The 24,020-nt window shown below is 33.4% G+C and carries 26 protein-coding genes and 1 riboswitch; of the genes, 11 read left to right on the top strand and 15 right to left on the bottom strand.

All coding sequences use genetic code 11. The features are described 5' to 3' along the window. Positions 1–35: 35 nt before the first annotated feature. From AB3G39_RS14475 to AB3G39_RS14450, 6 genes are read right to left on the bottom strand one after another with little or no spacing between them, the layout of a single operon-like run. A complete protein-coding gene (locus AB3G39_RS14475; RefSeq protein ID WP_369765533.1) occupies positions 36–1,454 on the bottom strand; it encodes an SDR family oxidoreductase in 1,419 nt (472 codons plus the stop codon). 14 nt (positions 1,455–1,468) lie between these two features. After that, on the bottom strand, positions 1,469–2,080 hold the full coding sequence (folE, locus tag AB3G39_RS14470; protein ID WP_369765532.1) for a GTP cyclohydrolase I FolE: 612 nt from the start codon (positions 2,078–2,080) through the stop codon (positions 1,469–1,471). 26 nt (positions 2,081–2,106) lie between these two features. Beyond that, positions 2,107–2,790: an SDR family NAD(P)-dependent oxidoreductase gene (locus AB3G39_RS14465; protein WP_369765531.1), complete on the bottom strand. Its 684-nt coding sequence runs from the start codon at positions 2,788–2,790 to the stop codon at positions 2,107–2,109. 19 nt (positions 2,791–2,809) lie between these two features. Continuing rightward, on the bottom strand, positions 2,810–3,088 hold the full coding sequence (locus AB3G39_RS14460; protein WP_369753313.1) for a TIGR03643 family protein: 279 nt from the start codon (positions 3,086–3,088) through the stop codon (positions 2,810–2,812). A 2-nt stretch (positions 3,089–3,090) separates the two neighbouring features. Next, positions 3,091–4,389 (bottom strand): ABC1 kinase family protein, encoded by a 1,299-nt coding sequence (locus AB3G39_RS14455; protein ID WP_369765530.1) that lies wholly within the window; start codon positions 4,387–4,389, stop codon positions 3,091–3,093. Beyond that, a complete protein-coding gene (locus tag AB3G39_RS14450) occupies positions 4,390–5,049 on the bottom strand; it encodes a TetR family transcriptional regulator C-terminal domain-containing protein (protein WP_367774006.1) in 660 nt (219 codons plus the stop codon). It lies immediately after the preceding gene. Positions 5,050–5,171: 122 nt separating this feature from the next. On the opposite strand from AB3G39_RS14450, the gene AB3G39_RS14445 reads away from it, so the two are divergent. Beyond that, positions 5,172–6,083 carry a TIGR01777 family oxidoreductase gene (locus tag AB3G39_RS14445; RefSeq protein WP_367774009.1) on the top strand — a complete coding sequence of 304 codons (912 nt, stop codon included), beginning with the start codon at positions 5,172–5,174 and terminating at the stop codon, positions 6,081–6,083. A gap of 5 nt (positions 6,084–6,088) precedes the next feature. Here the strand turns inward: AB3G39_RS14445 and AB3G39_RS14440 are convergent, their stop codons facing one another. The 4 genes from AB3G39_RS14440 to rmuC form a co-directional block, all read right to left on the bottom strand. After that, entirely contained in the window at positions 6,089–6,628 is a 540-nt protein-coding gene (locus tag AB3G39_RS14440; RefSeq protein WP_367774011.1) for a YceI family protein, read from the bottom strand. A 163-nt stretch (positions 6,629–6,791) separates the two neighbouring features. Beyond that, the gene (locus AB3G39_RS14435; RefSeq protein ID WP_367757715.1) at positions 6,792–7,340 is read right to left on the bottom strand and encodes an acyl-CoA thioesterase; all 549 of its coding nucleotides are present in this window, start codon (positions 7,338–7,340) and stop codon (positions 6,792–6,794) included. A gap of 3 nt (positions 7,341–7,343) precedes the next feature. Then, positions 7,344–7,709 carry a 6-phosphogluconate dehydrogenase gene (locus AB3G39_RS14430; protein WP_367757717.1) on the bottom strand — a complete coding sequence of 122 codons (366 nt, stop codon included), beginning with the start codon at positions 7,707–7,709 and terminating at the stop codon, positions 7,344–7,346. Positions 7,710–7,714: 5 nt separating this feature from the next. Continuing rightward, positions 7,715–9,085, bottom strand: a complete 1,371-nt coding sequence (rmuC, locus tag AB3G39_RS14425) for a DNA recombination protein RmuC (protein ID WP_369753317.1) — start codon at positions 9,083–9,085, stop codon at positions 7,715–7,717. Between the two features lie 109 nt (positions 9,086–9,194). Between rmuC and AB3G39_RS14420 the strand changes: the two genes are divergently transcribed. The 3 genes from AB3G39_RS14420 (at position 9,195) to AB3G39_RS14410 (ending at position 11,992) form a co-directional block, all read left to right on the top strand. Then, positions 9,195–9,770, top strand: a complete 576-nt coding sequence (locus tag AB3G39_RS14420; RefSeq protein WP_367774017.1) for a pseudouridine synthase — start codon at positions 9,195–9,197, stop codon at positions 9,768–9,770. A 51-nt stretch (positions 9,771–9,821) separates the two neighbouring features. Further along, positions 9,822–10,274: a tRNA (cytidine(34)-2'-O)-methyltransferase gene (locus tag AB3G39_RS14415; protein ID WP_369765529.1), complete on the top strand. Its 453-nt coding sequence runs from the start codon at positions 9,822–9,824 to the stop codon at positions 10,272–10,274. Between the two features lie 110 nt (positions 10,275–10,384). Then, on the top strand, positions 10,385–11,992 hold the full coding sequence (locus AB3G39_RS14410) for a class I SAM-dependent methyltransferase (protein ID WP_369765528.1): 1,608 nt from the start codon (positions 10,385–10,387) through the stop codon (positions 11,990–11,992). A gap of 46 nt (positions 11,993–12,038) precedes the next feature. Here the strand turns inward: AB3G39_RS14410 and AB3G39_RS14405 are convergent, their stop codons facing one another. From AB3G39_RS14405 to AB3G39_RS14390, 4 genes are all read right to left on the bottom strand, one after another. Continuing rightward, complete coding sequence (locus AB3G39_RS14405; protein WP_369765527.1) at positions 12,039–12,890, bottom strand: hypothetical protein; 852 nt, start codon at positions 12,888–12,890, stop codon at positions 12,039–12,041. A 183-nt stretch (positions 12,891–13,073) separates the two neighbouring features. After that, a complete protein-coding gene (locus AB3G39_RS14400; RefSeq protein ID WP_367774027.1) occupies positions 13,074–13,853 on the bottom strand; it encodes an ABC transporter ATP-binding protein in 780 nt (259 codons plus the stop codon). A gap of 115 nt (positions 13,854–13,968) precedes the next feature. After that, positions 13,969–15,000 (bottom strand): iron chelate uptake ABC transporter family permease subunit, encoded by a 1,032-nt coding sequence (locus tag AB3G39_RS14395; RefSeq protein WP_369765526.1) that lies wholly within the window; start codon positions 14,998–15,000, stop codon positions 13,969–13,971. A 116-nt stretch (positions 15,001–15,116) separates the two neighbouring features. After that, a complete protein-coding gene (locus AB3G39_RS14390; protein ID WP_369753322.1) occupies positions 15,117–16,259 on the bottom strand; it encodes an ABC transporter substrate-binding protein in 1,143 nt (380 codons plus the stop codon). A 97-nt stretch (positions 16,260–16,356) separates the two neighbouring features. Between AB3G39_RS14390 and AB3G39_RS14385 the strand changes: the two genes are divergently transcribed. The 7 genes from AB3G39_RS14385 to AB3G39_RS14355 all read left to right on the top strand — a co-directional run bounded on the left by AB3G39_RS14385 (position 16,357) and on the right by AB3G39_RS14355 (position 23,295). Continuing rightward, positions 16,357–16,731 carry a DUF5522 domain-containing protein gene (locus tag AB3G39_RS14385; protein WP_369753323.1) on the top strand — a complete coding sequence of 125 codons (375 nt, stop codon included), beginning with the start codon at positions 16,357–16,359 and terminating at the stop codon, positions 16,729–16,731. A 3-nt stretch (positions 16,732–16,734) separates the two neighbouring features. Then, positions 16,735–17,247 carry a bifunctional adenosylcobinamide kinase/adenosylcobinamide-phosphate guanylyltransferase gene (gene cobU, locus AB3G39_RS14380; protein ID WP_369753324.1) on the top strand — a complete coding sequence of 171 codons (513 nt, stop codon included), beginning with the start codon at positions 16,735–16,737 and terminating at the stop codon, positions 17,245–17,247. Further along, positions 17,247–17,897 (top strand): diphthine--ammonia ligase, encoded by a 651-nt coding sequence (locus AB3G39_RS14375; RefSeq protein ID WP_369753325.1) that lies wholly within the window; start codon positions 17,247–17,249, stop codon positions 17,895–17,897. Before cobU ends, AB3G39_RS14375 begins: the two co-directional genes overlap by 1 nt. Before the next feature lie 36 nt (positions 17,898–17,933). Further along, positions 17,934–19,610, top strand: coding sequence for a nicotinate-nucleotide--dimethylbenzimidazole phosphoribosyltransferase (cobT, locus tag AB3G39_RS14370; RefSeq protein WP_369765525.1), 1,677 nt, complete (start codon positions 17,934–17,936; stop codon positions 19,608–19,610). A gap of 56 nt (positions 19,611–19,666) precedes the next feature. Continuing rightward, entirely contained in the window at positions 19,667–20,464 is a 798-nt protein-coding gene (locus AB3G39_RS14365) for an adenosylcobinamide-GDP ribazoletransferase (RefSeq protein WP_367774042.1), read from the top strand. Next, positions 20,449–20,970: an alpha-ribazole phosphatase gene (cobC, locus tag AB3G39_RS14360; protein ID WP_367774044.1), complete on the top strand. Its 522-nt coding sequence runs from the start codon at positions 20,449–20,451 to the stop codon at positions 20,968–20,970. Before AB3G39_RS14365 ends, cobC begins: the two co-directional genes overlap by 16 nt. 106 nt (positions 20,971–21,076) lie before the next feature. Next, positions 21,077–21,305: riboswitch (cobalamin riboswitch) on the top strand. Positions 21,306–21,381: 76 nt separating this feature from the next. Continuing rightward, complete coding sequence (locus AB3G39_RS14355) at positions 21,382–23,295, top strand: TonB-dependent receptor plug domain-containing protein (protein ID WP_369765524.1); 1,914 nt, start codon at positions 21,382–21,384, stop codon at positions 23,293–23,295. 79 nt (positions 23,296–23,374) lie between these two features. Here AB3G39_RS14355 and AB3G39_RS14350 read toward each other — a convergent pair whose 3' ends face one another. Then, positions 23,375–23,992: an N-acetylmuramoyl-L-alanine amidase gene (locus AB3G39_RS14350; protein ID WP_369765523.1), complete on the bottom strand. Its 618-nt coding sequence runs from the start codon at positions 23,990–23,992 to the stop codon at positions 23,375–23,377. Between the last annotated feature and the right edge of the window lie 28 nt (positions 23,993–24,020).

Below are 24,020 nucleotides of genomic sequence, written 5' to 3'. Positions count from 1 at the left end.
GGTTAAAAAGCTTATATGACTTATATGTTAAATATTTAACGAATTAACTTCGCTAACATTCCCTTAAAAATAAACCCATGAAAAGGCAAAACAGAATACCAATATAATTTCCCCCAAATGCCTCTAGGTCTAAACGTTGCAGATTGATACAAGGTGGTTCCAATTATTTTGAATTCTAGCCAAGCTTCTCCCGGGAGTTTCATTTCGGCAAAAAGAATTAATTTCCCTTCTGATTTATTAGCATACAAAACCCTCCAAAAATCCAGTGCATCGCCAGCATGAATGTCGTGTTTGTTAGTTCGTCCTCTTCTAGAACCTACACCACCATACAATTTATCAATAAATCCACGCAATCCCCACAACCAATCTCCGTAATACCATCCTGTTTCTCCACCAATGGACCAAATTTGGTGAATGGTATAGGCCCGATTTATAATTTCCATTTTGCGTCTGTCTATAAAACAGTCTTTTTTGGGTACTTGTAGATATTCTGAAATATTACTATTAAATCGACCACTGATTAAGGAATCTTTCCAACTCGAAGCTACTTTATCTTCATCAACTTTTATTAATGCTCGTGAAAGTGCCTGTTCGTAGGACATGGGTTTTACCTGAAGCAGTTCGTTAATTTTTGTATCTCTACAAATCACTTCTACTTTCATGCTACTCACTAAAGCGCTCGCTAATTTATAAGAAGTTGAGGTGACGAAATAAAGCCAGTAGGAGGAGAGTTTTGGAGTCATTACTGGGACGGTGAAAATCCAGCGTTTTAGTTTTTTTGCTTTGGCGAAAGCCAACAACATTTCTTTATAAGTCAAAATATCGGGACCACCTATATCAAAACTTTGATTGTAAGTGACGGGGTTTAACAGTGATTTAGATAAAAAATCGAGCACATCATTGATGGCAATAGGTTGGCATTTGGTATTAAGCCATTTGGGCGTAATCATTACTGGAAGTTTATTGACTAAATCCCTAATGATTTCGAACGAGGCACTTCCAGAACCAACGATAATTCCAGCACGCAAAGTGGTAAGGGCGAAAGTTCCTGAGCTTAGAATATTTTCTACATTTTTTCTAGAAGATAAATGTTTAGAAAGTGATTTGTCATTTACAATACCGCTCAAGTAAATCACTTGTTTGGCATGGGTGGTATTTATTTTAGTCACAAAATTTTCAGCCGAAGCTTGTTCTAACTCATCATAATTATCAGCAGAACTTGACATCGAATGAATCAGGTAATAGGCCGCATCAATGTCATTAGGAATGTTGTTTAGTGTTTCTTCTTTTAAAAAATCAACTTCAATAACTTCGATGTTTTTTGTTAAATCAATTGGAACATAGAACCTGTTTTTATCTCTTACACAACAGATTATATCGTGACCTTGTGCTACTAAAATGGGTAATAGTCGCTTTCCAATATAACCTGTTGCGCCTGTTAAGAGAATTTTCATAGTTTTTGTTTAAATTAACTTAATTTATTAGAAATCAAGCTGATAAATTCTTTTCTAGTTTTATTTTTTTCAAATGCACCTGTAAAAGAGGAAGTAGTTGTGAAAGAATTTTGTTTTTGAATGCCACGCATTTGCATGCACATGTGTTGTGCTTCAATGACTACCGCAACACCTAATGGTTCTAATGCTTCTTGAATACAATCTTTAATTTGGTCAGTCAATCGTTCTTGAACTTGCATTCTACGGGCATATGCATCTACAATTCTAGGAATTTTACTCAGCCCTACAATTTTTCCATTTGGAATGTAAGCAACGTGGGCTTTACCAAAAAAAGGGAGCATATGATGTTCACACATCGAATAGACTTCGATATTTTTTACCACAATCATTTGGCTATGGTCTTCAGTAAATAATGCCGATTTTAATATTTCTAATGGGTCAATTGCGTATCCATGAGTCAAAAACTGCATGGCTTTAGCCACTCTTTCAGGTGTTTTTTCTAGACCTTCTCTAGTAACATCTTCTCCTAAACCATGAATTATTGTTTTGTAATTTTCTGCTAATAGATTTGTTGTTTCAATATTATATTGCTCTTTTTTCTCGTAACTTTTCATTTCTTTAATCATGCGATTGTTATTTTATAGGGGAGTCATTATATTTTAAAAGTTACTATTCCATAATCCATTTCAAAGACTTGACCTGAAATAGATTTTGCTTTTTCAGACAGTAGAAAATCTGCCATATCTGCTACTTCTTTTGGTTTTAGGTATCCTTTCATAGGGTGTCGTTCTACCATATTTTCCTTCATTCGGTCATTTCGTAAAATCCCTGCTGATAGCGATGTTTCGGTAATCGTGGGAGCAATGGCATTGATGCGTACTACCGATGCCAACTCAGCTCCCAACGATTTAACTAATCCTTCCACTCCCGCCTTAGCTGTTGCAATACTAGCGTGAAATGGCATTCCCAGTTTTGCAGCAACTGTACTAAATAAGAGTATGGATGGATTTGTTCCCTTTTTTAAAACAGGTAAATAGTTTTGAATGACTTTTACTGCTCCAATTACATTAATTTCAAAGTCATTTCTAAAATCTTCTATACTTAAACTTCCTATTGGTTTCAAATTAATGGAACCAGGGCAGTAGATTATTGTGTCAATTTTTTCTATTTGTGGTAGTGCATCATTTAAAACATCTAGAGGATAATGTATCAAATTTGGGTGTGAAATTTCAGGAGTACTTCTACTAATGTTATATATAGTATTTTGTTCTAATTGTTGTAAAAGAATGGCGTTTCCTATGCCTTTGCTGCCACCAATGATTAGTATGTTTTTCATTTAAAATAAGTTTTTAAATCTATCTTTTTGAAATTTTATTATTGCTAATGTTTCTTTGTCTGTTGCATTTAAAACGACCTTCTTGAAAATCACGTAATTTTTCATGTTTTGTTTTCCTGCCTTGCACGCGTTCACGCCACATTTTAAAACTCGACGCTTTCATTTCTTGTCGCATTAAGTCAATCACTTCTTGTTCTTTTAAACCAAATTGAATTTGAATTGCTTCAAATGTGGTTCGATCTTCCCATGCCATTTCAATGATTCGATCAATTTCTATTTCTGCTAGAATTAATTTCACGATTAGTATTTTTTATATTGATTGACTACAATAGTTGCTTTTAGATCAAACATTAAATTATACAAGCCAAAGAAAGTCCTGTTCATATAGATGAAATGTTTAGAACCTCTATTGCCATTCATTTTTCTAAGATTAGTATCTTTTGAAAATCGTTCTCCTAATTGGGCAATGTTTTCAAAAAATTCTTCATCTGAAAAGTCGAAAGTTTCTGTTTGGAACGGTTTAGTAAATAGGGATAATAAATCGTAAAACATTTGAGTGAAATACATAATTTCTTCTTTAGAATCATCGGTTCTTAATATTTCTAATTCAAATAGTTTTTTTTCAAATAGTACTTTGTTGTCTATTACTTCTTTGTTAATCAATTCAAAATAAGGAATGTAAAATTCATTTGGTATTTGCTTCATGCAACCAAAATCAAGTGCTACCAATTGATTTTTATCATTCACCAAGAAATTTCCAGGATGTGGATCAGCATGTACTTTTTTTAGAATGTGGATTTGATACATATAGAAATCCCATAATGCTTGTCCTAGCTTATTGGCAATCTCAGGATTCGCATTTTTAAATTCAGATAAATGAACACCCGTCATCCAATCCATCGTAATAATTTTCTCTGATGAAAACTCTGGGTAGTAATTTGGAAAAACTAAATTGTCAATTTTTTCACAAGCTGCAACTACTTCTTGACTTTGTTGTAGTTCTAACAAATAGTTAGTTTCTTCAATCAGTTTGTCTTCTACTTCCTTAAAGTATTTATCGGAGTCTTTTCCTTGAAGATTAAACATTCTTATAGCGATTGGCTTTACCAACGCCAAATCCGATGAGATACTGTTGGCTACTCCAGGATACTGAATTTTCACAGCGAGTTTTTTATTATCTTTTACTGCTAAATGTACTTGTCCGATACTCGCCGCATTTACTGAAGTAGAATTAAACTCATCAAAAATCTCGTATGGTGTTTTTCCGAAATTAGTTTTAAATGTTTTCAAAACTAATGGCGCAGAAAGTGGTGGAACAGAAAATTGAGACAAAGAAAATTTCTCTACATAGGCTTGAGGCAAGAAACTTTTATCCATACTTAACATTTGCGCTACTTTAAGTGCACTTCCTTTTAGGCTTTTTAAACCATCATATATGTCTTCGGCATTGTCTTCATTTAATTTGTCACGTGTCAAATCGGAATTCACCATTTTTTCGCCGTAATATTTTAAATAGTTAACGCCTACTTTAGCACCAGTTTGCACCAGTTTCGTCGCTCTTTCTATTTTTGAGGTTGGGATATAATCAATTGTTTTCATTTATTTGGTTTGTATTTTTTCTTTAAAAATAAATTTTCCAAAATCGATTAGTGATTCAATAGGGCTGATATTCATTAATTCAAAAGTGGCTTTAACCGATTTCTCAATGAAAATATCTGTCTTTTCAAAAGCAGGAGAGGAATCATCCAACCAAAATTTTAGCGTCATCAATAATTGAATCCAAGACCCTTCGGTAATTGCTTTTTCTTGATATTGCTGTGCTTTTTCGTTTTTAATACGATATTCATCAGTGATAATTGTAGTTACGTATTCCTTGAAAGCAACTCTTAATTCTGATAATTGCATCAAATTTTTTAACTGATTTTGGTGTTCTTTCAAACTCATAACGACATAAGAACGATTAGCAGCTAATAATTCGAAGAAAGTAAAATAAAAACTAAGCATTTTACTTTTCATATCATAGGTTTCGTATTCTTTGTTTTTGTGTAAAAGTTCAACCGTTTTTTGCAGAAATAACACATATATTTCTTTTTCGATTCCTTCTAGAGTTCCAAAAAAGGCGTAAAATTCAGTTTCTGAATATCCATTTAATTTCATAAATTGATAAACTGATTTTGGCTTTTCATTATTTTCCAATGTATAATCCATATACATAGAAACTATCTTGTCTTTGCTAAGTGTTGCTTTTTTAGTTGCCATTTTTTTGAAAATTTCAAATTAGAGTATAAAGATATGTATTGTTTAATGAAATATTGTTAAAGTTAAACAAAAATTTATTTTGTACATTTGTTTTATTATAAAATCATTAAAGTTGAACTGCCATGAAAAAAAATGTTTTGATATCAGGAGGTACTGGATTTATTGGACGGCATATGACCCATTTATTAATCGATAAAGGATTTACAGTTTCTATTTTAAGCAGAGGGAAAAAGGAGAATGTAACCAATATTTTTTATTATACTTGGGATGTTACAAATCAGAAAATAGAAGAGGAAGCAGTTCTTAATGCTGATTATATAATTCATCTTGCTGGAGAAAACATTGCCGAAAAAAGATGGACAAAAAAAAGGAAAGAGGAAATTATCGATAGTAGGGAAAAATCAATTCAATTGATTTATTCCGTTCTAAAAAAGAATAATAAAATACCCGAAGCATTTGTTTCTGCCTCAGCAGTTGGTATTTATGGAGCGATAAACGGGAGAGCTATTTGTACTGAAAAAACAACTGAGGCAAATGATTTCTTGGGAGTTACCTGTAAAAAATGGGAGGCTGCAGCGGATCGTGTTGGAAATTTAGGGATTCGGACTGTGAAAATTCGTACTGGTTTAGTATTGGGTAAAAATGATGGTTTTTTAAATAAGTTAATTCCGCTGTTTAAATGGAATTTAGGTGCCGCTTTAGGCTCAGGGGAACAATATATGCCTTGGATTCATATTAGTGATCTTTGTAGAATATATCTAGAAGCTATTACTAACCTTAAAATGGAAGGGCCATATAATGCGGCTATCAATGACGATACAACCAATGCTATTTTTTCGAAAACCTTAGCTAAGCTATGCGGTCACTCTCTTTGGCTGCCTAATATTCCTGCATTTGTATTAAAAATAATGATGGGGGAAATGGCTAAGATTGTTTTGACTGGTAGAAGGGTTTCTTCAGATAAAATAGAAAGTACTGGCTTTTATTTCGAGCATAAAAATTTAGAAGAAACGATAAAAATTTGTTTGCCTTAACAGTATTATTGTATAACAGAATATAGTGTAATAGTAACTTCTTTAGAAATTTTATTTCTCACGATATAGGGAATAGCAATATTGAAGTCATCTGTGTTTATTGTAAAATTGGATTGTAGTTCTAAACCTTTACCTAGTTTTTTGATTTTAGCAGGCACTCTTATGTTTTTTGATTTGCCGTGGATAGTTATTTTCCCACTTATGTAATATACATTCGTATGAAAATCAATATTTTTTATTTCGAATTTTTCAATTACACCTTTAAAGGTTGCTTTTGGATATTTTTTACTTTCTAAATAATTAGCATTAAAATGCTCTTCCATTAAACTTCTTTGAAAGTGGAACATATTAATATAAACGACAAACGATACTTGACCTTTTTTTGTGTTTAAATAGGAATTTACGGTCTCGTTTTTTGCTTCTACATTTTCAAAAAAAGGTACTGATGCCTCAAAGGAAATGATTCCGTTTGTAGAAGTCATTTTTTCTTGAGCATGTAGGTTGGTTGCTATAAACAAAGCGAGTAAGAGTAGCGTTTTTTTCATAGGTTTTGTCCTATATTGTTCTACTTAAAGTTACGAAAAATCAGCCGAATTTAGACTATATTCAAATGGTTAATTGGTGAGAAATAGGAACTAAATTGATTTTAATATTCTGAAAAGTAAAAGAAAAATAATTACAAACGGTTAAGTGTTTGTAATCAGTTAATTAGCTTAGTTCGATTTGAACATTGTATTTTTCCAAACTTGCTAATGTTTCTATAGAGCTATAATTAAACACCTCTTCATGACGATTTTTTTCCTTTTTTAAGGAGATTTGTTTCAAACAATTACAAAAACGACGCACTTCCTCTAAATTGGAAAGGATAAGACCTGGAACTTTTGCATTTGCTCCATGTTTATCTTTAGAAACCATCGTAAAATAAGAAGAATTACAATGATTAACAGTTCCTGTTTGAATGTTTTCAGACTCTACTCGAATTCCTATAATCATGGAGCTTTTACCTACATAATTGACACTTGCCTTCATAGTGACTAATTCACCAACTTCTATAGGTCTTAGAAAATCTACGGTATCTACTGATGCTGTTACACAATAATTTCCTGAAAATTTAGATGCGCAAGCAAAGGCAATTTGATCGAGTAAAGAAAGGATATAGCCACCATGTATTTTACCACTAAAGTTTGTGTGCGATGGAAGCATTAATTCAGAAATTGTAATATCTGATGATGCGACTGTTTTGAAAGTATTATGCATGTTTTATTTAATTTTAAAAGGGGAGGTTTCTTTCTTGACTTCTACAATGTAATACTTAGTATCACCCCACCAAGGAAATGTTTTGTAACGTTCGATATACGATACTTTTACATATTGTCCTTCCATCTCTTGCAAATCTGTAATTACTTTTTTGTCTTTGTCTAAAACTGAAAATGCGAATATTTGAGCACCTGAAATGCCTTGACTAATTTCTCCTTCCCAAGTTTTGAAAACCATTCCTTTATGACTAAATTTAATTAACTCACCAGATCGAACACCTTCGCTATAGGTTGCGTAGTATAAAAAAGTAAAATAACTAATGATTGATAGTATGATTACTGCCACAAGAATGCCTAAAAATTTTTTCATTTTTTCTAGTTTAATAGTTGATTTTCGTCTTTTTCAGCTCTATTTATGATGCTTTCTGGAAGTGACTTTTTAGCTTTGGCTCCCATTTTTTTCAATTTCTCTACACTGGTAATCAAGTTCCCTTTTCCTTCTACTAATTTATTCATGGCACCACTATATTCCGTTTTACTTTCGTCAATTTTTTTACCAATTTTAATTAAATCAGCAACAAAACCTTCAAATTTGTCATATAGTGCTCCCGCTTGACGCGCAATTTCAAAAGCATTTTCTTGTTGTTTTTGGTTGGCCCACATACTGTCAATAGTACGTAAGGTTGCAAGTAAAGTAGCTGGTGTTACGATAACAATGTTTTTTTCGAATGCTTTGTTGTACAAGGTATTGTCTTCATTCAGCGCCATGGCAAAAGCAGGTTCAATTGGGATAAATAGCAGTACAAAGTCGGGGCTTTCTATTTGGTATAAATCTTGATAATTTTTATTGCCTAATTGTTCTACATGGCGTTTTATGGAATTGACATGTTCTTTTAAATAACCAATTTTTAAATCATCCTCTTCTTCGTTAATGTATTTTTCATAAGCAGTCAAAGAAACCTTAGAATCGACTATCATTTTTTTGCCATCAGGGAGATTGATTACAACATCAGGGAAAACACGATTTCCTTCCTCCGTAGTAAAAGCTTGTTGTACTTCATATTCACGACCTTTTTCCAATCCTGATTTTTCAAGTACACGCTCCAAAACGAGTTCGCCCCAGTTCCCTTGCATTTTGCTGTCACCCTTTAAGGCTTTGGTCAAATTGATGGTTTCCTTGCTCATTTGAATATTCATTTCACGTAAGCCCAGAATTTGTTGGCGTAAAGCCGCATGATAATCAATACTTTCTTTGTGGGTATCTTCGACTTTTTTCTCAAATAATTGAATTTTATCTTGCAAAGGAGACAAGATGTTTTTCATATTTTCCTTGTTCTGTTCTGTAAATTTATTGGATTTTTCGTCTAATATTTTATTTGCCAGATTCTCAAATTCTTTGGTGAATTTTTCTTGTAGTTTTTCTACTTCTTCTTTTTGTTCTTTATTACGTTCCCAAAGATTTTCGAAATCCACTTCTTTTTTCGAAAGCTGAATCGCTAAACTGTCTTTTTCATTTCGAATGGTTTCTTTTTCTAGCGAACTAGTTTGAAGTTGTTTTTCGAATATAGTACGATCATTTAAATATTGTTCTTTCTGTTGGTCAAAGTGAGAATTTAAAGCAATCAGTTTTTCTTCTAAACTGATTTTTTCAGACTGAAAGCGAGCGGAGAAAATGAGTTTTCCTATGAAGACTCCTATAGCAAGGGCAATAATAAATAGAAACAAAAAAGGAAGCATATTTGACATGAAAGGTTTTTTTTATGAATAGTAAAAGTAGCAAAAGATGGGTGAGATTCCTAAAAATTGATATCAGACAATTTAAAAATGTATTTTTGCATAAAATAGTTCAAATAGTATGCCCCACCAACACTTTATCCTCCACAAACCCTACGGTTATTTAAGTCAGTTTATTTATGAGTTGAAAAGAAAAAAGAAACTTTTAGGGGAATTGTACGATTTTCCATTAGGGACTATGGCAATTGGTCGTTTAGATGAAGATTCAGAAGGACTTTTGTTACTGACTACTGATGGTAAGATGAGCGAAATGATACGATCAAAAAAAGTAGATAAAGAATATTATGTACAAGTGGACGGTGTAATCACTCAGAGCGCCGTTGACCTGATGAAAGAAGGGGTAGAAATAGGTTTCAACGGGACAAAATACATTACTAAAAAATGCAATGCCAGTTTGATTCATGAAGTACCTAATTTTGGACTTAGAGGGAAAAAAATTCGTGACGAACGTCATGGTCCAACTTCTTGGGCTTCGATCACGGTCAATGAAGGAAAGTTTAGACAAGTACGTAAAATGACTGCTGCTGTAGGTTTTCCTACTTTAAGATTGGTTCGTGTTCGTATAGGGAATGTACATCTTGACAACTTACAATCTGGTGATGTAATAGAAGTCTCCGATTTTAATACCGAAGATTAATACTTTAATCTTTTTAATCTTTTTAATTTTTAAATCTTTAAATAATTACTAATGTTGAACATTGTTTTAGTTGAGCCCGAAATACCTAATAATACTGGAAACATTGGCCGTTTGTGTGTAGGAACGGAAAGTCGTTTGCATTTAATTCATCCTTTTGGATTTGTAATTAATGATAAAAATTTAAAACGCTCGGGACTTGATTATTGGGTACATCTTGATGTAACGCAATATCAAAATGTAGCCGAATGGAAGTCAATAGTTCCAGATTCATCAAGAGTTTTCTTAATGAGTTCACATGCCCCGAAATCGTATTTGGATATTGATTTTCAAGATGGTGATTGGTTGGTTTTTGGAAAAGAAAGTAAGGGATTGAGTAAAGAAGTTTTGGCCCAATTCGAGAATCATTTAAAAATTCCGATGTCAACAAATATCCGTAGTTTCAACATTGCCAATTCAGTAGCATTTGTAATTGGCGAAGCCAAAAGGCAAATTCAATTAAAGTAATAGCAGCAATATAGATTCTAATTATCCCAATTGTTCGATTGAAATTTTATATATTTGAGTACCTCATTTGCAATAAGAACTGAATTCTACTCATTTTAAATTTCCTTTTTATGATTGATAAAGTTACTCTCCGTGGTTCAATTTTTAGACATTTAGATGGTTTGGTAACTGCGCCAGTAGCCTATTCTTTGCATAAAAAAGGAGTTTTGGCTTTTTTGATGGATAAAAAGGAGGTAAGTTTAGCAGATCTTACCAATCATTTTTCGGCTAATGAAGGGTATCTCAATATAGGTTTGCGCGTTTTATGTTCGCAAGGTTTTTTGAAATACCATATCAATACTACTACAGATGAAATTAAATTTAGCTTGACTGATACAAGCGAAATTGCCTTTTCCTTTTTTGACCTTTATGAGGATGTGGTTGACCTGTTACAGTTTTCGATGCAATTTCATCCTAGGTTATTTGAAGAAGCTCCTTTTGAAAGGCTGAAAGTCATTTTTGAAAAATATAAAAAAAACTACAATCTAGTATTTTCAGAAGACTCCAAAATCAAGGAAGTACAACATCAAATATTGATGCATATTGAAGGGGTATTAGTTGGTCCTACTTTGGTCAGACTAGGAATGAGCGGAATGTTTCATAAGTATTTTATGGAAATCTCATTCCGACCAGAAGAGTTTCATAAAACACCAGAAAATTTTAAAGTCATCCTGGATTTTTTAACTTATTTGGGTTGGTTTACCCAAAAAAACGGAAATTATCAATTTACAGAAACGGGTTTGTTTTTTGCCAAAAGAGCATCTGCTTATGGAGTAACCGTTTCCTATTTGCCAACATTTAGTAAAATAGATGATTTGCTTTTTGGTAATCCTAATGTTTTGCGAAATACAAGTGATGGGGAGGACGAAATTCATGTAGACCGTGAAATGAATGTATGGGGTAGCGGTGGAGCTCATGACAGTTACTTCAAGGTTGTCGATGAGATTATTATTCAATTGTTTAATTTACCAATAGAAGATCAACCCAAAGGAATTTTAGATATGGGCTGTGGCAATGGTGCTTTCTTAGAACATATTTTTAATGTTATCGAAAGGCAAACCTTTCGAGGAAAAATACTTGATGACTACCCTTTGTTTCTCATAGGTGTTGATTACAATCAAGCTGCTTTGAAAGTAACGCGAGCCAATTTAATAAAAGCGGATATTTGGGCTAAAGTCATTTGGGGTGATATCGGTAGGCCAGATGTGCTTGCCGAAGATTTATTGGGAAATTATAATATTGATTTAAAGGATGTGCTGAATGTGAGAACTTTTTTGGATCACAACCGCATTTGGGAAGAACCAAAAAAACGTTCTCCAGAAAGAGATAGTCAATCTACTGGTGCTTTTGCTCACAGAGGAAAAAGGATTAGTACTAATGTAGTGGAAGATAATCTACTAGAGCATTTTAATAAATGGTCTCCTTATGTGCATAAGTACGGCTTGTTAATGATTGAGTTACATACCATTCCTCCAGCTTTGACTGCAGCTAATTTAGGGAAAACGGCTGCAACTGCTTATGATGCTACTCATGGATTTTCGGATCAATATATTGTAGAAATTCCTGTATTGCATAAAATTGCTGCAGAAGCGGGTTTGTATCCAGACATTTCATTTTTTAAACGGTTTCCAGATTCTAATATCGCCACGGTAAGTGTTAATTTATTAAAAGGGAAATAAGGTAAAAAAAAAGAGGAAGCCTTATCAAAAGCTTCCTCTTTTTTAATTAATCTCGCATAACAAAATCGCTCAGTGTTATAAAAGTACTGCCCGTTTTGGCATCATGATAAATATTATATTTTGTTGGGTAATTACCTGCTTTTGCAAAATGTTCCGGTTGAGAATAATTCAGTCTAGATTCCTCATTAGAAAGTAAATACTCTAAAGTTATCATAGGTTCTACAAATATCAAATCACCATCAAAGGATCCATAGATCATAATTTTGCTAAAGGGCAAATAATCGGGTAAGTTTAACGGTAGCCAGTGTTTTCCCATTTGAGCTTCAGCAGTACCACCATCAGGAGGTGTAAAATAATCAGCAGGCATATATCCCAAAGGCGGATAATTATTAAATAGATCATTTGTGCTTTCAGACCATGCTGGTATAGCCAGTTGTTCGTCGAGAGAGATCATATAAAAATGAATGTCAAAATGGGGTACATCAAAAACATGTTCTGGTTCATGGCCATTGGGATTCCAATTAAGTCCGATATGATCAAACGGTGTCAACTGATGTGCTTTAAGGTGTAGCGGAATAACAATTGTTGAACCTGCCAGCGGTGCATTATTTTTGTCTCTTTCTGGATTTAATAAGGATTCAGCGGTCATTTCAATTCCAATTTCATTTGGATTACCACTGCCATCAACACTTATCCAGGAGCGCACTTTTCCGTATCCGAGTGTTACTTGAGGTCCCTTGAATACATTGAGCTTCATTGCATTCGTTTTTACATTAAAAGGTTTGGAGGTGTTTGTTTGTAAATCAGTAGAAATCATTTCGTCCTGACTGCAAGAATAGAGAAAAAATAAGCTTCCCAATAGAACCACTTTTTTGAGTAAAGTACACAAATTTTCCATAATTAAAATTTTTAAAGATTAGTTTTAATAATGTAGATAAGTTGAATTTGGGGAAATAAGAATGAGGTATACTAATTTACAAAACAATAAAGTATAAAATTGATACACTTTGCTTTTTGGGTATGTTTTGTGATAATTCTGTTGTCCATTATGGAATTAATAACTGTTGGTGCGAAATAGTGATTATACAATAACAAATTTCCCTTTTGCGGAATCGAATGTAATGTGTTCGTCTTTAAAGATTGTATTAAAACTCCCTTTTGAAATCAAATTGCACGGTTCGTCTTGGATGACTGTTTCTGCCGTCATAATAATCATTTCATCACTCAGTTGAATCGCCATATCGATATCATGTGTCGAAAATAAAATACATTTATTTGTTTCCTTTGTTAGTTTTTTTAGCAATTTGAAGAGTGCTACTTTGTGCAGTAAATCGAGATGGGTGGTAGGCTCATCAAGAATAATTAAAGGAGTATCTTGCGCCAATGCACGTGCTACTAACACTTTTTGCAATTGCCCGTCACTTATTTCGTAATGCTTTTTGGAGGCCAAATGACTGATTTTGGTCAGTTCAAGGGCTTCATTAATTTTAGCAACATCTTCATCGGATAAAGTTCCGATCCAATTGGTATACGGTTGACGTCCCAAAGCGACCAATTCGAAAACCGTCAAATTACTAGGCGGTAATTTTTCGGTTAAAACAATACTTAGATTTTGGGCTAGTTCTAATGGTTCATAATCAGTTACTTTTTTATCATTCAAATAGACAGCCCCTTCCAATGGTTTTTGAATTCCATTAATAGTGCGCAATAAAGTTGACTTCCCTATTCCATTAGCACCAATTAATGCTATAAGTTTTCCTTGCTGTAAATTCAGGTTGAGGTTTTTAGCAATGGTCGTAACTGCGCTTTTGGTTTTGTAACCAATGCTTAGGTTTGATGTGGATAGGATGTTTTTATTCATCAATTTTTTCGAGTTTATTTTTTAAACTTTTTTTATAAAACCGTCAAGGAGTTAAGGTACAGTATTGCCTAAATTTTCTAAATGAGATAAAAAATAAAGTCGTTTTTATGTTCAATCACCCCATCATTTTCCTCTTACGTACTAGTAACCAAATTACAATAGGTGCACCAAGTAGTGACGTAATCGCATTTATAGGTAAAGTTATATCAAAACCTGGCATTTGTGAAACTAGATCACATACAAGCATGATTCCCGCGCCAAGAAGAAGTGTACTCCAATATAAAACCGAATGATTACTAGTTTGGAATATAAGTTTTGCAATATGAGGAACTGCTAAACCTATAAAGGCAATTGGCCCTGCATAAGCCGTGATACTTCCCGCGAGAATACTAGTGGCAAGAATTATAGTAAGTCGCATTTTCTTGAAATTAAGTCCCAAACTTCGTGCGTAGTTTTCCCCAAGTAATAATGCATTTAAGGGTTTGATACTAAATAGACTTAATAGTAATCCTATGAAAACTGAAATGGATAAAATAGTTATAGAGGTCCAGGATAAATTACCGAGTGTTCCCATAGACCAAAAAGTAAATTTTTGTAATTGTTCTGCCGTGCTGAAATACGTAAGTGTTCCTACGATGGCACTGGTAAAACTACCAAACATCAAACCTACAATTAGAATGGCCATCGTATCACGCAAGCGATGAGAAACTAGGAGAACAGCTAATAAAACGATAGAACTTCCCATAGTTGACGCAAGAACGATTCCGTAAGAGGACAATAGAATAGTACTGATAAATGAGGGCATAAACGCAGCTCCTAAAATCACAAAAGCAACGCCTAAACTTGCACCTGAGCTCAGCCCTAAAACATAAGGTCCCGCAAGCGGATTTCTAAATAAAGTTTGCATCAGCAATCCGCTGATAGAAAGTCCCATTCCAACTAAAACAGCAGTGATAGCTTTGGGTAAGCGGTAATTAATAATAATATATTCCCAAGTGGATTTACTTACTTGTCCTCCCGTTAAGCTGTTGTAAACTTCCTTGAACGGAATTGTTATCGAGCCAAAACTGATGTTTATAAAAAACAAAACGACCAATCCTATAGCCAGTAAAGAGAATAAAATGATATTTCGTTTTTGATTATTCAATTAGTATTTTTTTTATTTGTATTGTGTTTTTGATAATGGATCAGTTTTTAAAAACGAATCGGAAATCCGTTTTGTATGCTGTCTTATGGAGAGGGTTTAGTTTAGTTTAGTTTAGTTTAGTTTAGTTTTTGTGCAAAGGTAAAAGTATAATTTGGAAGTAAATCAGCATGGAAAATTTTGATGTAATCTTTTAGGACTAAATCGGGTCGGCTAGGGGCTGATTCATAGTATATCGTTCCGCCAGTAGCGCCTATTTTACCCTCAAAAGTATATACTTGTTTGGTTTTAAAGGCATCAAATTGACTGTAATGTGGATTGATTTTTTCTAATTCAGCTACTGTTTTATAAGGGCCTGTAGCAATCCAATACTGAGCTGTTTTAGCTTTTTCTAATACTTTTTCGAATGATAATCCAATACTACCCGTTCCTTCGGTGTCTGACCAAAGGTAATTAACTTTTGAATCTTTTAAAAATTGTGCAACCCAACTATTGGCTTTGGCCACATACCATTGATCTTGGTACATGGAACCGTATAATACTGTTGCTGTTGGTTTTTTGGTGGAAACCAAATCCAACGCTTCTTTGTAATTTTTAATAATAGCGTCAAATTGAGTTTTGGCTTCTTTCTCTTTTCCAAAAAGAGCGCCGTACAGTTTTATCCATTCTGCTTTTCCAAGAGGAGATTGCTCCATCCAATCTGCCTGAATACATACTTTTAAGCCACTTTTTGCAAGATTATCAATCATTGGATTATTGTTGTCAATACCAAAAGTCACTATAAGCTCTGGGTTCATTTCTATCAATTGCTCTATATTTAATTTTTCGTTTTGCCCTACATTTTTAACGGTTCCATTATCAATTAATTTTCTGGTTTTTTTAGAAGAAATGTAGTCTGTATGTGGGAATCCAGCCAATCGATTTTCCACTCCTAGCATTTCCAAATAAGGGACAATCGTAGTAGAAGTTACCACAATCGACTCTAGAGGTACCTGGATGGTATTGTATTTTTTCAAACTATCTGGGATGGCGCTGTTTTTCTCTTTTAAGATATAAGTAAAACCTTTTTCAGCATTGGGCCATGGGTTGATTACCTTCACTATAGAAAAGCCTTCGTACTTGTATATGGCTAAGCTATTTGCATATTCAATTTCGTTTTTTGCGTTTAAAATGGATTTAGTTTCTGATTTATCTGCTTTTTTACAACTAATGAAGGAGAGAAGAACAACTAGTAAAAGAATTTTATAGGAAGAAAGTTTCATGATGCTATTTTATGATTTAAGCAAAGGTAAAAGAAATTACAAAAAAATCTTGTTTATTTTTTAGCCAAAAAAAATCAACAAATACTATCTTTACAGCATGAATGGAATAAAAGCGAAACAGTGTTCAAGTTGTGGAACTAACTTTGGTTGTGGAGATACATTAGAAGGAACTAGATGTTGGTGTAATGATTTTCCGCCGATATTTGTTCCTACAACAGCAATTGATTGCCTTTGCCCCATTTGCTTTAAAAAATCCTGTTCAGAAAAAATTGAGGAGTATGTAGCTACATTGAATTCGGAAACTGTTCTCCATAATAAAGCGGCATTGTTACCAAAATCAACTCATTTAATCGAAGGAATTGATTACTATTTAGAGAAAGGTAATTATGTTTTTAAAGCATTTTTTCATTTGAAAAGAGGGAGCTGCTGTGGAAACGGATGTAGACATTGTCCTTATGATTTTAAAAAATAAAAAATGATATATTTAATTACAGGAGGAGAGCGCTCTGGAAAAAGCAGTTATGCCGAGAATTTGGCAAAAGAATTATCGGCTAAACCCATGTATGTTGCAACAGCGAGAAAATGGGACGATGATTTTCAAAAAAGAATCGATCGTCATCAAAAAGACCGTGATGAACGCTGGATTAACATCGAAAAAGAAAAGCACTTGAGTGAAATTGATTTCTCCGGTAATGTTGCGATAGTAGATTGTGTTACACTTTGGTTGACTAACTTTTTTATAGATACTAAAAATGATGTAGCATTGAGTTTAGAACAAGCCAAAGCAGAGTTTGACAAAATAGCAAATCAAGAAAACGCGACTATTATTATTGTTACCAATGAAATAGGAATGGGGGTTCATGCTGAAACGCATATTGGCCGAAAATTTACCGAATTACAAGGTTGGATGAATCAGTATATTGCAAAAAGAGCAGATAAAGTGGTTTTAATGGTTTCAGGAATTCCTGTTACAATAAAAGGACAATAATGAATTTTTTAACTTCTTGGAGTGGTGGAAAAGACAGTTGTTATGCCATGATGCAGGCAATTGATCAAGGTTTAGTTCCAAAAGTGTTGTTGAATATGATGAACGAAAATGGAAAAATATCCCGTTCTCATGGATTGCCATTGTCTATATTGAATCAACAAGCTCAAAAAATGCAGCTACCATTAGAAGGTGTTCCTGCTACTTGGGGGGATTATGAGGCAAAGTTTATTAGTACTTTAAAATCGCTTAAAGCAAAATATGATTTGGATGCCGCCGTTTTTGGCGATATCGATTTGCAAGCCCATAAAGACTGGGAAGATAAAGTATGTGGAGCCGCCTCTCTGAAATGTATTTTGCCTTTGTGGCAACAAGACCGAATTATATTAGTAAACGAAATGATTGATAATGGCATCGAGACTATGATTGTTTCCTGTAATACGATCATGGGAGAAAGCTATCTGGGTAAGATACTGACTAAGGAATTAGCAGTTGAGCTAAAAGAAAAAGGAATAGATCCTTGTGGTGAAAACGGCGAGTTTCATACTTTGGTTTTAAATTGCCCTCTTTTTTGTGAAAGGATAAGCCTACCAAATTATTCGATCAAAACGTATAATGACTATTGTTTTATTGTTTGGGAAGATTTCGATTAGAAATTGAATCAATAAATCAGTGTAAATAAAACTAGAATGACCAATTTAGATAAAATTTTACAATCTCGTCGCGACACGCGTCATTTTACAAATGATGAAGTTCCTGATGCTGTAATTCAAAAAGCGTTGCAGGCCGGACATTGGGCTCCTTCCGTAGGTCTGACCGATGCTACTAAATATTATCTGGTTAAGGCGGACGAAATTAAGAAAGCGGTTAAAGAATTGTTTTTGGATTATGATAATAAAGCTGCAAATCAAACCGATAGCAAACAACAAAAGGAAGATTATAAAGCTTTAAAACTAGAAGCAATTGAAGAAGCTCCGCTAGGACTCGTGATTTGCTATGACCGTTCAGTTTTGAATAATTTCACTATTGGAACCGTAGGAAGCAATGAAGCAATTAAATTTAGTGCTGTTTGTGCTGCTCAAAATATATGGTTGTCTTTGACAGAGCAGGGATTTTCAATGGGTTGGATTTCGATTTTAAATTATTATCAGTTCAAACAATTACTAGGATTACCAGAACATATTGAACCATTAGGTTACTTCTGTGTAGGCAAACCCGCAACTAATTATGATCAACAACCGATGTTACAACAATTGAACTGGAAACAAAAATCAGAAGTTCCTTTTATAGAAGAAATCAAGATGATGCATTCTAAGAGTAAAATTACACCAACGGAAAAAAAAGGTAAAATAGATGCTAAAGATGATATTTCAGCAGTTTTAAAAATTAAAATTGATGCTAAAACGAAGCCCACGGGTTCATTAGGGATTCTTGAAAAACTTGCCCAACAAATAGGTGAGGTTTTCCAAACATTAGAGCCCAAACTAATTCAACCCAATATTGTAGTTTTTGCTGCTGATCATGGAATTGCGACACATGGAGTGAGTTCATATCCACAAGATGTTACACGCCAAATGGTAACTAATTTTCTAGAAGGAGGAGCGGCAATAAATGTTTTTTGCAAACAAAATAATATTAAATTATCGATTGTAGATGCTGGAGTGAATTATGATTTCCCTCCTAATGTCAAGTTGATTTCAGCAAAAGTAGGCAAGGGGACTCAGTCGTATTCTACTGGACCTGCAATGAGTAGAACCGAATTGAATTTGTGTTTTTCTAAAGGTGCCGCGGTTGTAGATGCTATTGCAAAAACTGGTAGTAATTGTATCGGTTTTGGTGAAATGGGTATTGGAAATACTTCGACAGCTTCCGTTTTGATGAGTTTAATTACTAAAATTCCTTTGGAAGATTGCGTGGGATTAGGAACAGGAGTGAGTGATGAAAAATTGATTCAGAAACAAAAAATCCTTAAAACCGCTGTTGATAATTATTGGGGTTCAGAAGATTTAGAGGAAAAGTTAGCGTATTTTGGCGGATTTGAAATCATGCAAATGGCTGCGGGAATACAAGCGGCTTATGAAAATAACATGCTAATTCTTGTTGATGGATTTATTTGTAGTGTGGCTTTTTTGATTGCTCATCAAAAAAATCCTGTTATTATAAAGAACGCTGTTTTTTGCCATTGCTCAGCTGAACAAGCACATGTGAAGTTACTGGATTATTTGGGAGTTGAGTCTGTTTTACAATTGGGATTGCGTTTAGGCGAAGGGACAGGTTGTGCGGTTGCATTTCCTATTATTGAGTCGGCTGTGGCATTTTTAAATGAAATGGCTAGTTTTGAAAGTGCTGGGATTAGCGGCTCATAAATACGATGTTACGATGCATTGCTATGCATCTTTGATAAAAAAAGAATCTTAATAAAATGAAAAAAGAATTACATATATTTTTTACGGCTTTAATGTTTTATACTCGGATTCCATGTCCTAAAAACATAGATCATAACCCGGATTATTTAAACAAAGCCTCTCGCTATTTTCCGTTTATCGGCTGGATAGTAGGTGTTGTAGCATTTGGTGTTTTTAGTTTGTTTAGCTATTTAATAAGTCCTGAAATAGCTGTTATTGTTTCTATGATTGCTTCTATTCTAGTTACGGGGGCTTTTCATGAAGATGGCTTTGCTGATGTTTGTGATGGTTTTGGCGGTGGATGGACCAAAGAAAAAATTCTCTTAATCATGAAAGACAGTGCAATTGGTGCTTATGGATCGATAGGAGTAGTTTTATTGTTTTTATTAAAATTTCAGGCTTTATCCCATATAGTTTCTACAATCGATTTATTAAATATTCAGACGCAAATAGTTGTTTTTCTACTGTTTGTTTCGGCTCATGCTGTCAGTCGTTTGGCAGCTATTTCGATTGTTTTTACTCATGAATATTCAAGAGAGGATGCAAGCAGTAAAAGCAAACCTATTGCACAAAATTATACATGGAGAGAAGTAGTAGGTGCATTCTTTTTTGGGTTATTGCCACTTGTAATTTTGGCTTGTTTTCAGTGGCAATTCCTTTTGGTTTTAGTACCAGTTTTTCTGACGCGATTTTTTTTGGCGAGTTATTTCCAAAAATGGATTGATGGCTATACAGGTGATTGTTTAGGCGCAACCCAACAAGTATGTGAAGTAGTAATTTATTTATCAGTAATTATTTTATGGAAGTTTATTTAGTACGCCACACCGAGACGGTTTGTGAAAAAGGAATTTGTTATGGGCAATCGGATGTTCAGATTTTGGAACCGTATTTGGAATTATTTGATTCAATAAAAAACCAAATTCCAAAAGATGCTGTTGTGTATTCCAGTCCTTTAGTTCGTTGTACTACACTCGCTAATTATCTTTCGGCTTCAATAATTACAGATGCTCGTTTAATGGAAATGAATTTTGGGGATTGGGAAATGAAAAAGTGGGATGTGATTCCTCCTGATGATTTTACACCATGGATGAATGACTTTGTCAATGTCAGTGTTCCTAACGGAGAATCCTTTGTTGATTTGTATAATAGAGTGAATGATTTTTTAGAAAACGAACTTAAAAGCACCGTTAAAAGACCAATTGTGATTGTAGCACACGCAGGAGTTATTAGAAGTATCCTGTGTAAAGTAACTAATGTACCACTAAAAGATGCATTTAATAATAAAGTCAATTTTGGTGCAGTTGTTAAAATAGAATTGTAACTAGTTGTTTATTAGTGCTTAGTGAGTAATTGGTATCTTTTGTTTAAAAAAATGCTCAATAGTTTCTACAAATTAGTTTTAAAGCTGAATTTAGTTTTATCTTTGCCGCCGTATTGAGGTTGTGCGTTTGTTTTATTGCAAAGCACATTAAAAGGGAATCAAGTAAATTTTTTGGAATTTTAATCTAAAATTCTAAATGAGTAATCTTGGGCTGTACCCGCAACTGTAAGCTAAAAAGCTTGTTGTTATCTACAAAACCATTGTTCGCCACGGCGAATGAGAAGGTAAACATCAAGACGCAAGCCAGGAGACCTGCCTACTACATCGAGTATCAAACTTTCGGGAAAAAAGGTTTGGGTATGGGTCATTCTATGCTTTTCTCCCCAATTTATTAAATTTTACATTTTTAAAATGAACAAAAAAATCGTTCGCATAAGTGCGATTGCATTGTTGTTTGCAATGAATTGTTTTGCACAAGAACAAAAGTCAAATCAATTAGATGAGGTTGTAATTTCTGATTCAAAATTTGCTTTGCCAAAAGAAAAATCTGGAAAAGTAATCGTTAAGATTACCGCTGAAGATTTAAAGAAAAAACAAGGGCAATCTCTAGCTGCTGTTTTAAGTACTGTTGCTGGAGTAGAAATTAATGGAAACCAAAGCCGTAACGGTAAGGATTTAGGTCTTTACATTCGCGGAGGAAGAGGACATCAAGTTTTAATCCTGATTGATGGTGTACCAGTTACGGATGCGTCGGGGATTAATTTATCCTATGATTTACGTTTGCTTCCTGTAGAACAAGTGGAGAGTATTGAAATTATGAAAGGGGCTGCAAGTACTTTATATGGTTCTGGAGCAGCTACGGGAGTAATTAATATTACTTTGAAAAAAGCAACTAATAAAGAAATTGCTGGAAATGTGTATATGAATATGGGTACACAAACCGTTGCTAATAAAGCGAATTACAAACCTCAGGAGTATAATCAAGGTTTTTCGTTGAACGGACGTACCGATAAAGTCAATTATTTTGCTTCCTTGAATAGTACTGAATCTACAGGAATATCAGAAGCTAAGCCAGAAAATGAAGGTGTTGATTTTGAAAAAGATAAATTTTCAAGAATAAATTCATTAGTGAAATTAGGATTTACTCCAACTAAAAAGTTGAGTTTGGACTTTTCTGCTAATTATGACAAAGTGAAAAGTGATTTTGATTCGGGATCATTTGTGGATAATAAAATGAATTTTTCTACCTCAGAACAATACAGAGTTGGGTTTTCTCCAAAGTACAAATATGAAAAAGGAGAATTTGTGATGAACTCAAGTGCAAGTTCGATTGACAGATCGATTTTTAATTACGGAAGCTTTTCGTATTACAAATCAAGAAGTATAAATGCGGATGTGTTTAATAAATACAATGTTGCGTCACAATTGTTTATCGTTACTGGTGCTCAATTTCAATTCCATGAAATGTCAAATAAAAGTGATTATGATGCTATCGAAAGTAGTTTAGCAAAATTCAATATGATTGATCCTTATTTAACTGCGGTATATAATTCAGAGTTTGGATTTAATTTAAATGCTGGAGCACGTTTGAATATTCATAGCAAGTATGGTAATAATTTGGTTTTTAATGTGAATCCTTCTTATAAATTGCAAAGCCTTCCATTGAAAATCTTAGCTTCTTATAGTACTGCATATGTTACTCCAAGTTTATATCAGTTGTATTCACCTTACGGAGATTTGAATTTGTCACCTGAGAAAGATGCTACTGCTGAGGTAGGTTTTGAAGCGAGTCTGTTTGGTAAAAAAGTAACTTTAACGTCAGTTGCTTTTGCAAGAGAAGAGACAGATGCTATTGGTTTTGATTTAATGACCTACAAATATTTTAACGTAAATGGTTTAAATAAGACAAAAGGGGTGGAAACAATGGTGGTATATGCTCCGAACGATAAAGTAAGTTTTAATGTAAACTATACTTTTACAGAATTAGAGCGACAATCGCGTATTTTAAATCCTAAACATAAAGTGAATGCTGGAATTGATGTTCAGGCCACGCCACGTTTAGCATTTAGTGCTGCTTATCAATTTGTTTCAGATCGCTACACAGAATACACTACTTATCCAGCCCCATCGTATAACGCTGTATTGAATTCAGAAATTTTAAAAGACTATCAATTAGTTAATGCAAATGTTCGTTATGATCTTATTAAAAACAGAATGAATATTTTTGGAGCTGTTGATAATATCCTTGATAAAGATTTTGTTGAGACAAGAGGTTTTAGTACAAGAGGTAGAAATATTAAGGTAGGTTTGAATATTTTGTTTTAATATAATAGTCAAGATTGTTAAAAAAAATCCCACATTCAAGTTAATTCTTGGAGTGGGATTTTTGCTTTTGAAAATGGCATTATTTTAATTCAGCAATACATTCTATTATTTTTTTTGCAATTTGATTTTGTTCGTAATTATTAGAAAGATTTTTTTTGTCACTTTCATTAGTTAAATATCCCAATTCCATTATAACTGCTGGAACCTTTGAGTTTTTCAAAATAAAAAAATTCGCATTCTTTATTTCAGCAACTTTAAAATTTGAATTTAAAAACTTAGTTTGAAAATTTTCGGCTATTGTATTTGACTTTTCATAATTAGTAGATTCTTTTGAAACATAAAATTCCATACCTGAAGTAGTATTGTTTTTACTTGCGTTCACATGTATTGATAAAACCAAATCGGGTTTGATTGTATTTATAAAATCAGTTCTATCTTGTAATGGAATAAATTTATCTGTCGATCGAGTAAAATGAAAAACGATATTTTTATTTTTACTGAATGCCTTGATTTTTGTAATCACTTGTTCTACAATTTGTTTTTCAGATAAATCATCTTGGGTGATTCCAAAATCTTCTCCACCATGTCCAGCATCAATAACTACATTAATCTGTTTTAGTACTTTATTTTTGGGGCTTATAAAAGCAAAAGAAGTAAAAGCTATCAAAATTAAAAATGATTTAATAAGTTTTTTCATAACTAGCATAGTTTTTATATTAGGTTGG

The organism is Flavobacterium sp. WC2416 (assembly GCF_041200095.1).
GTDB lineage: Bacteria > Bacteroidota > Bacteroidia > Flavobacteriales > Flavobacteriaceae > Flavobacterium.
Note: the sequence above shows the minus strand (reverse complement) of the source record. Positions and strands in the feature narration are given on the sequence as shown.